The following is a 14,613-nucleotide window of genomic DNA, read 5'->3' on the forward strand; positions in this document are numbered from 1 at the left end:
TATGTCAAAAAGTAAGCTACAGGTCCTAGAAATGATAAAAGAAGGAAAGGTAACTGCAAAAGAAGGGTTAAAACTTTTGGAGGCGTTAGATGAAAGCGAGGCTTATAACGAAGATATCGACCTTATATCTGAGTGCAACGTCGAGGATCCAACAAATCTAAGAATCAGGATTACAAAAGAAAATGAAAAAGGAAAAGAAAAAGATCATGTTATCATCCTACCCCTAGGGGTAATAAAGTTTTTAAAGTTATTCCCCATAGCTACTGCAAAAATAAAAGCTAACAACCTTAACCTAACAGGAGAGGAAGTGTTGGCTAAGGCAGCAAAAGGTGAAAAGGGAATAATAAAAGAAAGTAAAGATGGCAACAAAAGAGTAATTGTAGAGTTAATTTAAGCTTCACTACCCAGCGACTTTATTGGAGGAGCTGGGTAGTAGTTTATAAAAAAACTATAATAAGTGGAGTGGTTTATGTGAAATTTCTTCCTTTTATTTTAGTATTATCATTACTTATAGGGGGATGTGCTGTGGACAAAAATCTAGAAAAATCAGCGGATTTAGCAAAGGCTCCCGATGCAATAGAAGTACAGAGAGAGCGGCTAAAAAAAGCTGGTGGCGAGTATATTTATGACTGTGACGACACAGGAAAAAAATATGTATACATTGCCTTAGGAGAAAGACCGACTGGTGGGTACTCAATCAAGACTGAAGTGGAAAAGCAAGAGAATAAAATCGTAGTAAAATATAAAGAGGTAAAGCCGGCAAAAGGCGATATGGTAACCATGGTGATTACTTATCCTGAAAAGCTTCTAATTTTCGATACCGAAAAGGAGATTGAAGTTAAAAAGATTAATTAGAATGGAGAACAAAAAAGAAAACACCCTATAGCTGGTGTTTTCTTTTTAATTTTGATGGCACCTGCCATGTATGATTATTTTCATGATTTTAGGTCATGTTTGCTTGCAGGTTTTCCTTTAGCTCTTTGCTGCTCAAGCTCTCTGTTCTTCTTTGCAAATTCTTCTTTAAGATAGTGCTTCAAGGCAGGAGAAGGATTTTTTACTATCTTACCCTTTGCTTTTTTAATAGTTGAGTTCTTTGCCATTTTATCAACCTCCAGTTCAGATTTAAGCTCAGTCTCATCAAGATTTCTCTGCTCTTTTTGGAACTCTTTATAAATGGTTTCAGCCATATTTTCCTGAACAGATAGGTCTTCTTCTTTGGGTGCAGTTGGGTTATGCCCTAGATCGGTAAAAGTGTTGTCATCTTCTTGCACCTGTACAGGTTCTTTTTCTGTAGTCTCATCTCCATCCACATTTTGTATAAAAAGTTCCCAATCTATCTCTGGAATTGCATTAGTGGAAAATCTCATAAGTCCAATTAATAAAGATAGAGCTAGTTTTACACTATCTTCTGCCTCATTTTTTTGGCGCCAGTTCACTGAGATTATTGGAAGAGATAGTTTTTTCCACATGTTAAGCTGGTCAAGACATTCCATAGTATTCTTTTTAGGAGGTGAAATGTAATCAAGCTCAAACACCTTTGTTAGTGACCAACGAACGCTCTCTGCTAACCTTTTTGCACCGTTTAAAGTTAAACCACCGAAGTCCGTTTTGAAAACACCTTCTTTACTGGAAAGGCATAATAGAAGATCATAGTTATCTAGGTTTTGCCTTTTAACTGTTACCTTTTCCACTGTACATCCGGTACCTTGTAGGACTCTTTTGCTCTCTGTAAAATAAAGGTCTGAAGTATCGTCCTCTAAATCTAGCAAACCAACTTTTAAATTTGCCAGAGGACTATCAATAAAAATGACCCTTTCCTTTTCTAAAATCGAAAAATCTTCTCTCATATATTCTACAGGGAGGTATAGAGTGCCATCTTTATCATAAGCCTCTCCCGGCACTTGGGTGTTTTTCCTGATAATCTTATAACCCATTGTTTAAACCTCCTCAAACTTAGGATAGTTTATTTTATTCATAAATGGGCAAAAGGTGAGTTAAATGTTAACTTTCTTTTTTTGGATTTAATATGATTTCTGGCAATTTGTTTGTAAAGGTCCATGTCAAAATGGGTAAAAACCTCAAACTTTGGAGCAGAATTTATCTCTAAAATCCAAGGCCTAAACTGATTATCTAAAGCAACATCCACTCCAATTTGACAAAGATGAGGGAAATGATGCTCCATTGCATTCATTGCCTCTAGGGAGATGAAAACTAAAATCTCTTTAATGGAGCTTTGCACCTTAGGTGTAGCACCTAGCTCCTCTAACACAGTTTCAAGTGCATATCCTTTGCCGCCGGCACTGATATTTGTGGTTAAAAAATTGTCTTTTGCAACTCGGGCAGCAATCCCTGTAACCTCCCATTTTTCTTTAGGGCGTTGAACAATAATTCGTATATCAAAAACGTTGCCTTTAAACTGGGGTGTAACTATACCTTGCTGAATGATATATGGGCTTTCATTGATGATGACAGCTGCCAGCTTTGATAAAGCTTCAAAACTTAACCCCACATATGTTAAGTGTCTGTAGTTTAAGGTGTATAGTCCTTCCTGTTTTTTTAAAATGGAAAAAACCCCTTTGCCTTGGCTGCTGCGGCATGGCTTGCAAAATACGAACGGAAACCTTGTGAGAAATTCCTTTAGATCCTCTAAAGTATATGGACAGTAGTGAGGGGAAAAAGATTTAAGAAGAGGATGTTTAGCTAATATCTCACTTTTGACCATTTTATTAGACACCAAGCTTTTGTATAATGGCATAAAAATTCACCCCTAAGATTATCGTTTTAATAGTATATGTGCCTGTTTGGCAAAAGGTGAAGTCATCGGGGTCTGGATTTGATACCAGTTTGGGATCGCAGTAGCTGTCCGCTTTGGACCGCGGACGTTATGTGCGGGAGCAGACACTGCTCCCCTACAGTCAGTTTGGGTCATCAGTTGGGGTTATTAATTGGGGTTGAGAAATGCTCCTGCAGCTTTATACAGTAAAACACGGTTCTAATCATCAAAAGTCGATGATCAGAACCGTGTTTTACTTGTTTTGGATATATATGTCCCAGCCTCCTGATTGTTAGTTTAACCATTCGGGATTTTAGTGGCTGCTACTTATTTTGCGGTAAAGATTTGGGTTACATATACGCCGGAAGGATTTTGGTCAACTATGCCAATACCTACATGGGTAAAGTTTGGGTTTAAAATGTTTCTTCTGTGGCCGTCTGATGCCATAAGTCTATGATGAGAAACAACATAGCTTTGAGAAGATGCAATATTTTCTCCCACCCTTGTAAAGCTTACGCCACCTTCTCTTAACATTTGGCCTGCTCTACCGTAAACAGGTGATTCATGGGCAAAGTAGCTGCTATTTATAAAGTCTTGACTTTTAACTCTAGCCCACTTGCTTACTTCCTCATCAATTTTTAGGGGAGCTACCCCTGCTGCTTTTCTTTCCTCATTTATAAGCTCTAACATGCTAAGTTCCCGTTGGCTAACTTGATGGGTTGATGTTGGCTGAGTTTCTTCCTTAATAGGCTGTTGCTCAGTTGGTTGTTCTTGCTTCTGCTCTTGGGGAGTAGAAGGTTGTGTTCTAGTTCCTCTTCTGGCCCAAAAGTTATCCAGTAGGTTGCTATTTTTTTCTTCGTTCTTATTCTCTTTTACTTGGTTATCATCTTCTGCCGTTTCTTTAGATCCTTCTTCTAATTTGCCTTCATCAGATTCTTTACTTGGTTTATTATCTAGATCTTCTGTATCTGTTTGTGGCTGGTTTTGCTGTCTTCTTGACGTCCAGAAGTTAGATAAAATACTTTCTTGATTGTCGTGGGGGTTATGCTCAGTAGTTTGTTCGTTTTGTAGGCCGCTACTGTTTCCAAACTGTTGCAAAAAGCTGCGATAACTAAAGGCTTCAGCGGGCTGAGCCGATAGCATAAGCACAGATGTACTAATAACTCCTAAAGTTAAATAAGTAGTGATTTTCTTCATGGTACCCTCCTATAATCTTTACATATTATACATTAATGTTATCTAACTTATGGTTTATCTTCAAAGGTAATTGTTTCAATTAATAGAGTATTTAGGTATAGGCATTTTTCTTAAAAAACTCAGCTAATAACATGCACCAACCCTGGGGTAACTTCATAGAGTATTGTGAAAGGAGGGTACAATAAATGAGAGATAGATTTGATCCAACATGTATAAAACCACCTAAAAATGATGAGCCTGAGATTTTAGAATGTATAATCACCACTAAGGTTTATGACGCTTGCCGCCAAACAGAATGTGAATTTTTTGCCTTTAAGCATCCAGATGTTGATTTCCCAGAGTTTGAGGAAATCGAGCACTTAGCAGGGTCTGCGGAAATAGCTCCCCCTGAAAATGGAAATGAAACACCAAGATTTACGGTTTTGAGCATTAACTTAATCAATGGGGGACCTTTAGCTAGGGTGCGAATAGAAGTGTGTGCAGATATAAACCTTACAATTGTCAACACAAAGACACAAGCTGAAGTTACTAATACAGGTCTTGAAGTGTGCTTCACAAAGGATGTAGTGTTATGGCTACCTGAGCCGGAAAGAATGGAAGCAATAGCTGAATCTATTTTCCGAATAGTAGGGGAACCAATTTTTGAAGAGGTTGAAAGTACAGATGTTGAGGAAGAAGAAGTAGCAGTGTTAATACCAGTTGGCGCTTGGATCATCATTAAGTCAACGGCAGAAGTGCAACTGCTTATCCCAACATTTGGATTCTGTCCGACACCTCCAGTGTGTGAAGAATTCCCAGACCCATGTGAAGACTTTGAGCAGCTGCCGTTCCCAGAATTTTACCCACCACAGCCAGATGATGAAGACTGACTATAATTGCCGGTTTTTTTCCGGCAATTATAGTCCACAAGGATGTGGTCTGGATGAACGTACTTGCTATTATTGATCGTAACTTTGAAAAGGATAACACTGAGCTTATCGGACACCTAAAATCTAAGCAATCTATCAGAGTGATAGAAGCTACAAACTCTTGTCTAGAAAAGACATTGGCTAGTTATAAGGGATTAGTAATATGGGCTACAAACCAGATTGATTATAATTCAACATTATGGCATCACATGATTTCAAAAAAGCATTGCTGGTTTATGCTTATGGAAAGAACGTCTCCTAAGGAGATACTAAAACTCGTAGATCATGGAATTAACTTTATTACCTTAGGTGACCCTAAAAGAGCTTTTGTGCTAAACAACCAAAACTATAAATTACTTCGTTTAGCGATAGATATTTTATCTTGGTCAGCAGAAAAATTGTTAATAGAAGAGCATAGCTTAAACGTACTAAGTAAAAAGGAAAACGAAGTAATAAACCTTCTTTTGGAAGGGTACGAAGACAAGGAAATAGCAAAGAGGCTGTATATTAGTGATAAAACAGTGAGAAACCATATAAGTAATATTTTAAAAAAAGTCTCGCTAAAAAATAGGACACAGCTTGTGCTGTGGGCATTAAGTCAAAAGGGAGAAATTTAAAGTGCCCTAAAGGCCAAGATTAAAAACAGCTCGGCCTCGTTAAGAGGCTGGGTTGTTTTTTTAGGTTGCATTAATAGTTTTTGGTTTAAAAACACATTATACTTTATAAATATGTTAAAATGGGATATCATTATATTGAAAAGAAAGGGGTGAACATAATAATGAGAGGTTTGATCTGGAGATGGGTGATAAACGGATTAGCTCTATTTTTTGCTGCGCAGATAGTACCAAACATGGCGGTTGATGGTTTTGGATCTGCAATGATAGCTGCTTTGGTACTGGGGTTAGCAAATGCTACCATAAGGCCGATAATAAAGTTTTTGACCTTTCCCATAACTATACTTACTTTAGGGCTTTTTACTTTAATTATAAACGGGTTTATTTTATGGATAGTGTCAGTTAACGTACAAAATTTCCATGTTGAGGGCTTTTTCAGCGCGGTGCTCGGGGCAATAATACTTAGCGTAATTTCATCACTTCTAACCTATTTTGTGGGAGATAATAGTCTATAAGTGAAATAGGATTTTGTCTTGCTGATGAAATAAGATGAAAAAGTATATACTTAAAAAAGATATTCACTGTTTTATCCACATATCCACAATTTAGACTAATAAAATCGTGAACTTATCAACATGAGATAAATACCGTTACTGTGGGGTTTCTCTTTTGCGAAACAGATGTAACAAAAAATATAAACAAGCTAATAACAATTTTCCACTAGTTTATCCACAAAATTTAATAAGATAGGTGAATGTGAAAAATGAATGAAACAATTGTAATAGGCCATAAAAACCCAGATACTGACTCAATAGCTTCAGCTATAGCTTATAGTGAACTTAAAAACAGGTTGGGGGAAAAGTGTATCGCAAAAAGGAGCGGAAGCTTAAACCCTGAAACAGAGCATATACTCAATGTGCTTGCTATAGAGGCTCCTGAGTATATAGAAAGCTTAGAGCTGAGTGTAAAAGAACTTTTAACAGAGTCATATCAGACCTTACAAAAAGACGAAACTTTAAAAAGAATAGGAACTTTAATGCAGGAAGAGGAAATTAAATCCCTCCCCCTACTTAATGCAAATGGCACACTAGCTGGGGTTATCACCCCAGGAGATTTTGCAAAGCTTTATCTACAAGAAATAGGTAGTGGAGAGATAAGCTATTCAAAGATTTTGTTAAAAAATGCTGTGGAAAACCTAAATGCAACTGTTTTTCATCAAGGAAAGGACACCTTTTTAACAGGGAGAATTTTGATAGGTGCGATGGACACAGAAAACCTAGAGCATAGTTTAAAACCAAATGATACTTTAGTAATAGGCGATAGGGTTAAAGGACAGAGGGTAGCTATCTTAAGAGGCGTAAGCACTCTTATTCTAACAGGTGGATGTAAGCCCAGAGATGAAATATTAGAATTGGCTAAAGAATTCGATGTGAATTTGCTTGGATTTATGGGGGACAGTTTTACTGCTGCCAGGCTTTTAGCGCTAGCTAGAAGCGGTAGTGATGTGATGACAGAATCTCCTCAGACAGTGGTGGAAAGTACAAAACTTAGCGAGTTAAAGAAGTTATTTTCAGCCACTCAATACAGGGCATTTCCCGTTGTTGACGAGAGTAGTAGGTTTAAAGGAATTATTACCAAAGGTGATGTCATTAACGCTACTTCCCCAAAGGTAATTTTGGTGGACCATAGCGAAACAAGCCAAGGTATAGAAGGGCTTAACTGGGGTGAGGTAGTGGAGATTATTGATCACCATCGGCTAGGTGATATACAAACACAAAAACCTATTCCCATTAACTGCCGTCCAGTAGGCAGCACTGCAACTTTAGTGGCAGAGCAATACTTTATCCACAACATAGAATTGTCACCTAAAATGGCAGCACTGCTACTATCTGCCTTAATTTCTGATACAGTTATGTTAAAATCACCCACAACAACATCAACCGATGCTAACATGGCAAAAAAGCTAGCTGAAATTGCTGGTGTTTCCCTAAAGGATTTTGGGAGAGAGGTATATAAATGGACGGAAAAAATAGCTGACCTATCAGCAGATGAACTGCTAAATCAAGACTTAAAGGAGTTTGAGTTTAGCGGTGGAAAAGTAGCGATTGGACAGGTTGAGACGACATCTGTGGATAAAATTCTAGACCAAAAGAGTGAATTTTTAAAAGCTATGGAATATAAATCGGTAGAAAATGGATATAAGCAGATGATGTTTATAATAACTGATATAGTTTGTGGGGATTCGTATGCCATTTGTTATGGTGATGATAGCTCTAGGTTAGCTGAGGCGTTTAATCAAACTTTGCAAAAAAGTATAGTGTTTTTGCCTGGTGTTATGTCGAGAAAGCTACAAGTAGTCCCAGTATTAGGAAAAATATTTAGTGAAAGTGTATAAATGTTCCTAGACTGGATATTATTAATAGTGGTTAATGACATTCTCATTAGCCCCCTGTTTTAGAAATCTAGGCAGAAGTAGGCCACTGCCTAGATTTTTTTGTTTTAACATAAAATATTAGTTAAAACACGTCAAAAATATGATAAACTTAAATAAATATACTTAAGCTTAAAGTTGTTTGCATTTAAGTACAGATATAGGCATATTTTTGTTATAAACACGTTTGGGAGGATTAGGTATGGTAAAAAAAATTTTATTAACTTTTTTAGTCGGCATAATTGTTTTTACACCTATGTCTGTGTTGGCCAATGGTAAAGTAATTTTTGAAATGGAAGATCCGGCAGGTGATGCAGTTGGGGATGGCAACTTAACTCACCCAACAGCAGAGGTTTATGGTGACAGAATACAAGAGCAATTAGACCTTACATATTTTAAGGTTATTGAGGATGATAAGGACATACAGTTTAGGTTGGAATTTGCCTTAGAACCTGATTTTGAGCAGCCATGGCAGGGAGAAGGCTTTAACTTTCACAGGATTGATATCTATCTAGTCACTGAAGATGATATACCAGGTTCCACACACACTTTTAGACGAGGGGCAAACGTTGAGTTTGCGGTTCCATGGAATAAGCTTGTGGCGATTCAGGATTTTAACGGCTCAAAGGTCTATGACGTTAGGGAGGATGCCGATGATTTAGATGCTGGCCAATCAATCGAGACATTTGTTGATGGTAAAGAGATAGTGGCGAATGTTCCTAAAGATTATTTAGGGCAGATAGACAGCAGTACACAGTTTTATGTTTTAGTGGGGCACTACTCTAGCTTAGACTATGATGGGTATCAACAGGTGAAACAAGAAGCAAGTAAATGGCATGGTGGGGGTGGCGATCCTGAAGGGAAGTACAGCCCCAATGTATTTGATATTTTAGCAGAAACTGCCCAAGAGCAATTTGAACAGTTGCAATGGGAAGAAGGAAATTTAGCTACCTTACATCCTGTAGGTGGCAATGGGGGCTTTTCTATTTTTAAGACGTTACTTATAGTAGTCGGAGTTACCATATTTGCAGGGATAGTCTTATTTGTTATAAAAAATAAAAGCAGAAAAGTAAGTCGACGCTTTTAATTTAAATAATTTTGTATTAAAGGGTGATGCCAAATGAAGATATATAAAGCTACGGTCTTAGTGCTCGTGCTATCATTTCTAGTCGTTGGGTGCCAAAGTCCTTTGCCGGACCCTGTGGATCCAGATACAGAAATTACACTAGAAATTTGGGAAACATATGGCGAAGAAGAAAGAAAGGTTTTTTTAGAAATTGTGGATAAGTTTGAAAAAAAACACCCTAACATTACTATAGAAGCGAAAAATATAAAGCGAGGGCAAAAATGGGGAGAACTTCAAAAGGGGCTAGCCACTGGAGATCTTCCCGACATAGCTAAAGTGGACATGGAGTATGTACCCACTTTAGCAGAAGCTAGAGCAATAATTAACCTAAATTACTTAGGGATAGATGAAGAAGGGGATAAATACCTTAAGTCTGCATTTGAATCAAATCGTTATCAGGGAAGAATATACGGAGTTCCAAAGCGAGTGGATACCAGCGTACTTATTTACAACAAATCTTTATTTGATAAGGCTGATCTTAGTTATCCTCTAAGTAGCTGGGACTATGAGGACTTCATAGAAGCAAGCCTAGCTTTAACTGACTCAGATGTATACGGCTTCGCTATGTCAAGCAGATTAGAAGGTGTACTGCCTATACTATTATCCCACGGTGCATCATTAACAGATGAAAAAAGCAAGGAATTTACCCTAAACACCGAGAAAGCTATCGAAGGACTAAGCTTAATTACCAGCTTACATAAGGAGCATGCCACCATGGAGGGGGCATGGTTAAGTGATGTTACAAGCTCTAGAGAGGGATTTATTCAGCAGCAGTATGCTATGATAATAGATTGCACAGATAGCTTAAGTAGGTATGAAGATGAAGATTTAGATTTTGGTGTATCTACAATACCAGCAGGTACTTCTGGTGCAATATCTAGCATCAAAGGGAATAGTATGGTAATTTTAGAAGATTCAAGTTATCCTCATGAAGCCTATAAGTTCATTAAATTTTTAACATCTGAAGAAATACAAGTCTTTTGGGCAGAAAAGTTGGGGCAGATACCAGTAAACAGTAAGGCGGTAAGTACTATAAACACAGATGATAATCCTATACTTGAAGTTATGTTAAAGCAAGCAGAGCAAACAGTGCCCAGGCCTGCCATACTAGGTTATAGTAGAATGGAGGAGCTGGTAAGTCGAGAAATAAAAGCAGCTCTAAAAGGAGACAAGTCCCCTAGCAAAGCCATACAGGATGCATCGGATAGAGTTAATGAGGAGTTATTTACGGAATGAAAAAAGGCGCTTTGGCGCCTTTTTTTTATGTGCGCCCAGCATGTGCGTTAACTTGGCGGTGAAAGTCCGCTGTGGGCTTGGTAGTGGGAACCACTAGCCGAAGGCAAGGGTGTCCATCGTGAGGTGGAATCTGAAGGAAGCCTTAGGCAAAATCCCGGTCTGAGGAACACAAACCACATATAAGGCTTGCTTAGGACGGACGAGTTTGCATAACAAAACAAAGTCCAACACTACCCGAATCCTAAAGAGTAGGACTTGACGATAATTAAATAATAGGTATTAAGAAGGTCCCTCATGTTGATAGCAGCCAACCCTTTTGGGACTACCTAACTGAGAATAGAGTGGAACTCGAAGGTAAATGTTAGGAGTGCTTAGTGAAACCTACGCTTAATACATGACAGAGTTCAATTATTTAATTATCGAACCGCTGTGTACGGGTCCGTATGCATGGTGGTGTGAGAGGACGGCGGTTAGTCACCGCCTCCTACTCGATTGGCTATTTACTGAGTATAAAAATACCGATAACAAAAAGTTTTTAAAAGCATAAATTGAATTAGTAAGACCCCCACTTCAATTCGAGGATAATCCAAGAGTTGAAGTGTGGGTCAACAGCCAGTCAAAAGCCCGATTGGTTTAACTAACAATGGTGGGGGAGAAGGCAACTCCCAATGATTGAAGTTTCACTTTATATATCTTAAAACTGGGAGATGAAAAAATGAATTTACAAGGGCTCAAGCTGGGAGTTTTAATTACCAAAAAAACTTTCAGGAAGCTTGAAAATCAAACAGTTCCTCATAGAATAAACAGCTTAGCAAATGCTGGCAAGCAGATAGATATAAATTTATACTTTTTTTCAATTATCGAACTGGACATAAAATCGAAGAGCATTACTGGTTTATACTGGTCTGACAAAGATAATTTGTGGCTAAAAAACGATTTCCCGTTACCGGACATATTGTATTTAAGAAGCACCCCAGGCAAAATGTATAAGGGGAAATTTTCTAAACTGATAAAAGAAATTAATATTAAAAAAGGTTTAATTATAAATTATCCAGCATTTGATAAAATCGATGTTTTTAAAAAATTAAACACAGTAGAACTGGCCCAAAAGTATTTGCCAGACACTACTCCCTTTAAAAGCTTTAATACTCTCAAAATAATGCTAACTAAATATACTTGCGTGTACCTAAAAGCATCTCAAGGGAGAAAAGGACAACAAGTTATGCGCATTAAAAGGGACTGTAACTGCGGGTTTGAATATAGTTATTATCTGCAAAGTAAGATAAACGCTAAGGGGAAGATAATTAAAAGAAAGGCTGACAGCTTTGGGCAGCTAAGACTCCCCATATCAAACTTTTTTAAAAACAATTCCGTCCTAATACAAAAAGGTATCGAACTATTAGAGTTTGATGGCAGCCCTATTGATTTGAGAGCAGAGCTGCAGCGAACAAAATATGGTAAAGTTAAAATAACAGGAATTTCAGTGAGGGTGGGCAAGGTTAACTCTCCCATTACCACTCATTTTAAAGCATATGAGTTTGGAGCATTTTTTAAAAATAAACTTAATTATTCTCAACAGAGAATAGAGCATCTAAAAACTAAAATTTATAGGTTTTTGTTTATAATATATTACTGCCTCGAATATCACTATGGGGAATATGGGGAAATTGGAATAGACTTTGCAGTTGATCATAATGACAAAATATGGTTTATAGAATCTAACTCCCAGAGTACTAAAGTTTCCTTAGAAAGATCTCATAATAAAGAGACTTATTCAAAATCATATATTGACTTATTAGAGTATGCTGTAAATAAATATGAAAAACATAATGAACAGCAAATATAAAAGAAAGCACCTATATACTTTTCAAGTGTACAATAAGGCACAGTTGTAGAAAAGGCGTAACTTTTAAATAGGTAAGAGGTGAAAAAAGTGAAGGGGAAATTAGGTGATTATATAATTAACACCAACCCAATAGGTAGGGGACGTTACGCAAGTGTTTTTCGTGGCTTTGATAAATTCCACAAAAAACCAGTGGCAATAAAAGTTACTCCAAACTTAAAAAGAGCTTATAGGGAAGTCAAAGTTTTAAAGCACATAGGATATTCAAAGTACTTTCCGACTTTATACGACTTTTTTATACAAGAAAGTAAAGGGTATATTATAATGGAGTACATTGACGGAGAATGTTTAGGTGGGGAGTTTTACAGTTATGGAAAGAGGTATGAACAAAAAATAGCATTAGAAATCATAATCAATTTACTTAAGGGCCTCCATCGGATTCATGACAGGGGATACTTTCACCGGGATACCAAGCCTAAAAATATTATGATTATAGGTGATAATCCTGAAAAAATTAAAATAATTGATTTTAATGTAGCAGGAGTAATTAAAGGTACTAATTCAATTCAGAAAGATCTTCGGTACTCTGCTGCTCTGTTCCTATATCTCACAAACGGACCTATGCACGAAAAAAATAATAAGGCGGAATTTATAATAGAGCTTGATAACTTGAATTTTAAAAATAATGATCTTAAAACAGCTATCTTAAATGCTTACAACAAAAACCCTAATCATAGGTACAACTCAGCTATGGAGTTTGTCGATGCTCTTATACCTTTTTGGTAAAATTTTAAACAGCAACAATCATTATTATAAACTAAGCAAGCCTACTTCCCATTTTATTAAAAAATAAGGAGTCACTTCGTAAACTAGAGTGACTCCTTATTTTTTAATTATTTAATATGAAACCCAGTCATTATAAGTTTTAGGGTCAGCCTTTTTAACGTACTCCATAAAATCATTTAATAATCCTAACTTCCTTAGTCCTCTAAGCAAATATGTTGGCTTTTTACTAAGCTCTTTGTAAACATTAGCATGATCTATTACTTTAAGTTTGTTATCATTTGCTATTATAAAATGTCGAACATGGACATTTGTCCGTGGAAAACCTAGACGGTCTAACTCTTTTAAACAAAACAAAATCTGTTTTGATAGATGGTTAGGTAACTCTTTTGTCTTTTTAAGGTAACTGCTTAAGCTAGGGCCTCGAATATATTCCATTACAATATAGTTTGATCCGACATCATAAAGTTTCGGCATTATAGGAGAGTCTTGGCCTGTCCGTAGCGCCTTAGCTTCATCTTTAGCTTTTTTCTGTTCTACGTATATTTTCACACATTTAGTATTACTTAATTTAAAAACTGCTCCAGTATATCCCCTTCCTATAAACTTAAGGTTAGTAGGGTTTTCATACCTTACTTTTTTTTTGCCTGGATATACTTTGATTTTGGTAAAGTCTTGTTCCAATCTATTCACCTACCTTTTATGGAGGTTTTACGTAGAGGTTAGTAAAAGAAATCCTTTTTGTTACTACAACATATGTAAGTAATAAGAAAAAGTACTATCATTCCTATCTATCCCTTTTGAATGCAGGGGCAGGAATTAACTTTTCAATCAGGTATGGGCTATAACCCAATTAAGTACATTCAATAACAAGTGGTTTACATCTTCATATATTAAAGAAAGTCTATAGTTGAAATGGAGGTGTTTTATTTAATGAAAGCTGTTATTTTATGTGGCGGAAAAGGTATGCGTATGGGCGGTGAAGTAAGTTATACTTGCAAGCCTTTGATTAAAGTAGGAGGCATGCCAATTCTATGGCATATCATGAAAATATATAAATCTTACGGGATAAATGAGTTTGTCCTTTGTTTAGGGCATAATGGCGATGCCATCAAGGAATATTTCCTAAACTTAGACTGGAAAACTAATGATTTTCAATTAAAAATCGGTAGTAACTATAAAGAGATAAAAATTTTAAAAAACCGGGAAGAATGGAATATTACTTTTGCTGATACTGGCCTAGATACTATGACCGGTGGCAGAATCAAAAGAATAAAAAAGTATATATCTGATGATGAATTTATGTTAACTTACGGCGATGGCGTTTCAGATATTCCGTTAGATAAACTTTTGAATTTCCATCGTCAAAACAGGAAAATTGCCACTGTAACAGGGGTTAAGCAAAAGTCAGGCTTTGGTTTTTTAGAGGCGGAAGGTGACGTTGTTAAAAGCTTTATCGAAAAACCCCTCCTTAATGGGTGGGTAAACGGTGGATTTTTTGTTCTTAATCGAGAGGTATTTGATTTTATCGAAGGTGACAAAACCGTTTGGGAACAGCAGCCCCTAAAAAAGTTAGTTCAGGAAAATCAACTAGCTATGTACCAGCATGATGGTTTTTGGCACTGTATGGATACTGTAAAAGATGTTCATAGCTTAAACGAGCTTTGGAATAAAAACGATAAAGCTTGGGTAAGGTGGTAAT

The 14,613-nt window shown here is 36.7% G+C and carries 15 protein-coding genes; 11 read left to right on the plus strand and 4 right to left on the minus strand.

The window, feature by feature from the left end; all coding sequences use genetic code 11:
• Window position 1: 1 nt before the first annotated feature.
• Together PRVXH_RS02725 and PRVXH_RS02730 are read left to right on the plus strand one after the other, a co-directional pair.
• Window positions 2–394, plus strand: a complete 393-nt coding sequence (locus PRVXH_RS02725) for a hypothetical protein (protein ID WP_353893782.1) — start codon at window positions 2–4, stop codon at window positions 392–394.
• A 131-nt stretch (window positions 395–525) separates the two neighbouring features.
• Window positions 526–855 carry a protease complex subunit PrcB family protein gene (locus PRVXH_RS02730; RefSeq protein WP_353893783.1) on the plus strand — a complete coding sequence of 110 codons (330 nt, stop codon included), beginning with the start codon at window positions 526–528 and terminating at the stop codon, window positions 853–855.
• A gap of 80 nt (window positions 856–935) precedes the next feature.
• Here the strand turns inward: PRVXH_RS02730 and PRVXH_RS02735 are convergent, their stop codons facing one another.
• The 3 genes from PRVXH_RS02735 to PRVXH_RS02745 all read right to left on the minus strand — a co-directional run bounded on the left by PRVXH_RS02735 (window position 936) and on the right by PRVXH_RS02745 (window position 3,970).
• Window positions 936–1,934, minus strand: coding sequence for a hypothetical protein (locus PRVXH_RS02735; protein ID WP_353893784.1), 999 nt, complete (start codon window positions 1,932–1,934; stop codon window positions 936–938).
• 38 nt (window positions 1,935–1,972) lie between these two features.
• Window positions 1,973–2,755 (minus strand): YheC/YheD family protein, encoded by a 783-nt coding sequence (locus tag PRVXH_RS02740; RefSeq protein ID WP_353893785.1) that lies wholly within the window; start codon window positions 2,753–2,755, stop codon window positions 1,973–1,975.
• A gap of 345 nt (window positions 2,756–3,100) precedes the next feature.
• The gene (locus PRVXH_RS02745) at window positions 3,101–3,970 is read right to left on the minus strand and encodes a CAP domain-containing protein (protein ID WP_353893786.1); all 870 of its coding nucleotides are present in this window, start codon (window positions 3,968–3,970) and stop codon (window positions 3,101–3,103) included.
• Window positions 3,971–4,155: 185 nt separating this feature from the next.
• Between PRVXH_RS02745 and PRVXH_RS02750 the strand changes: the two genes are divergently transcribed.
• The 8 genes from PRVXH_RS02750 to PRVXH_RS02785 all read left to right on the plus strand — a co-directional run bounded on the left by PRVXH_RS02750 (window position 4,156) and on the right by PRVXH_RS02785 (window position 12,914).
• The gene (locus PRVXH_RS02750) at window positions 4,156–4,839 is read left to right on the plus strand and encodes a hypothetical protein (protein ID WP_353893787.1); all 684 of its coding nucleotides are present in this window, start codon (window positions 4,156–4,158) and stop codon (window positions 4,837–4,839) included.
• A gap of 53 nt (window positions 4,840–4,892) precedes the next feature.
• Window positions 4,893–5,495 carry a LuxR C-terminal-related transcriptional regulator gene (locus tag PRVXH_RS02755; protein ID WP_353893788.1) on the plus strand — a complete coding sequence of 201 codons (603 nt, stop codon included), beginning with the start codon at window positions 4,893–4,895 and terminating at the stop codon, window positions 5,493–5,495.
• 161 nt (window positions 5,496–5,656) lie between these two features.
• Entirely contained in the window at window positions 5,657–6,007 is a 351-nt protein-coding gene (locus PRVXH_RS02760) for a phage holin family protein (protein WP_353893789.1), read from the plus strand.
• A 248-nt stretch (window positions 6,008–6,255) separates the two neighbouring features.
• Window positions 6,256–7,887 (plus strand): putative manganese-dependent inorganic diphosphatase, encoded by a 1,632-nt coding sequence (locus PRVXH_RS02765; protein WP_353893790.1) that lies wholly within the window; start codon window positions 6,256–6,258, stop codon window positions 7,885–7,887.
• Between the two features lie 238 nt (window positions 7,888–8,125).
• On the plus strand, window positions 8,126–9,010 hold the full coding sequence (locus tag PRVXH_RS02770) for a glucodextranase DOMON-like domain-containing protein (RefSeq protein WP_353893791.1): 885 nt from the start codon (window positions 8,126–8,128) through the stop codon (window positions 9,008–9,010).
• A 33-nt stretch (window positions 9,011–9,043) separates the two neighbouring features.
• Window positions 9,044–10,285, plus strand: a complete 1,242-nt coding sequence (locus PRVXH_RS02775) for an extracellular solute-binding protein (protein ID WP_353893792.1) — start codon at window positions 9,044–9,046, stop codon at window positions 10,283–10,285.
• Between the two features lie 715 nt (window positions 10,286–11,000).
• Window positions 11,001–12,131 (plus strand): YheC/YheD family protein, encoded by a 1,131-nt coding sequence (locus tag PRVXH_RS02780; RefSeq protein WP_353893793.1) that lies wholly within the window; start codon window positions 11,001–11,003, stop codon window positions 12,129–12,131.
• Window positions 12,132–12,218: 87 nt separating this feature from the next.
• A complete protein-coding gene (locus PRVXH_RS02785) occupies window positions 12,219–12,914 on the plus strand; it encodes a protein kinase (RefSeq protein WP_353893794.1) in 696 nt (231 codons plus the stop codon).
• Window positions 12,915–13,025: 111 nt separating this feature from the next.
• Here the strand turns inward: PRVXH_RS02785 and PRVXH_RS02790 are convergent, their stop codons facing one another.
• Window positions 13,026–13,595 carry a hypothetical protein gene (locus tag PRVXH_RS02790; protein WP_353893795.1) on the minus strand — a complete coding sequence of 190 codons (570 nt, stop codon included), beginning with the start codon at window positions 13,593–13,595 and terminating at the stop codon, window positions 13,026–13,028.
• A gap of 249 nt (window positions 13,596–13,844) precedes the next feature.
• Between PRVXH_RS02790 and rfbF the strand changes: the two genes are divergently transcribed.
• Entirely contained in the window at window positions 13,845–14,612 is a 768-nt protein-coding gene (rfbF, locus tag PRVXH_RS02795; protein WP_353893796.1) for a glucose-1-phosphate cytidylyltransferase, read from the plus strand.
• The last annotated feature ends 1 nt before the right edge of the window (window position 14,613 follow it).

The sequence above is a fragment of the Proteinivorax hydrogeniformans genome, assembly GCF_040515995.1.
GTDB classification, from domain to species: domain Bacteria; phylum Bacillota; class Proteinivoracia; order Proteinivoracales; family Proteinivoracaceae; genus Proteinivorax; species Proteinivorax hydrogeniformans.

Bases quoted from the DNA above. Each gene is read 5' to 3' on its own strand.
- PRVXH_RS02725 (WP_353893782.1), top strand. From the start codon at position 2: ATGTCAAAAAGTAAGCTACAGGTCCTAGAAATGATAAAAGAAGGAAAG.
- PRVXH_RS02735 (WP_353893784.1), bottom strand. From the start codon at position 1,934: ATGGGTTATAAGATTATCAGGAAAAACACCCAAGTGCCGGGAGAGGCT.
- PRVXH_RS02740 (WP_353893785.1), bottom strand. From the start codon at position 2,755: ATGCCATTATACAAAAGCTTGGTGTCTAATAAAATGGTCAAAAGTGAG.
- PRVXH_RS02745 (WP_353893786.1), bottom strand. From the start codon at position 3,970: ATGAAGAAAATCACTACTTATTTAACTTTAGGAGTTATTAGTACATCT.
- PRVXH_RS02750 (WP_353893787.1), top strand. From the start codon at position 4,156: ATGAGAGATAGATTTGATCCAACATGTATAAAACCACCTAAAAATGAT.
- PRVXH_RS02755 (WP_353893788.1), top strand. From the start codon at position 4,893: ATGAACGTACTTGCTATTATTGATCGTAACTTTGAAAAGGATAACACT.
- PRVXH_RS02760 (WP_353893789.1), top strand. From the start codon at position 5,657: ATGAGAGGTTTGATCTGGAGATGGGTGATAAACGGATTAGCTCTATTT.
- PRVXH_RS02765 (WP_353893790.1), top strand. From the start codon at position 6,256: ATGAATGAAACAATTGTAATAGGCCATAAAAACCCAGATACTGACTCA.
- PRVXH_RS02770 (WP_353893791.1), top strand. From the start codon at position 8,126: ATGGTAAAAAAAATTTTATTAACTTTTTTAGTCGGCATAATTGTTTTT.
- PRVXH_RS02775 (WP_353893792.1), top strand. From the start codon at position 9,044: ATGAAGATATATAAAGCTACGGTCTTAGTGCTCGTGCTATCATTTCTA.
- PRVXH_RS02780 (WP_353893793.1), top strand. From the start codon at position 11,001: ATGAATTTACAAGGGCTCAAGCTGGGAGTTTTAATTACCAAAAAAACT.
- rfbF (WP_353893796.1), top strand. From the start codon at position 13,845: ATGAAAGCTGTTATTTTATGTGGCGGAAAAGGTATGCGTATGGGCGGT.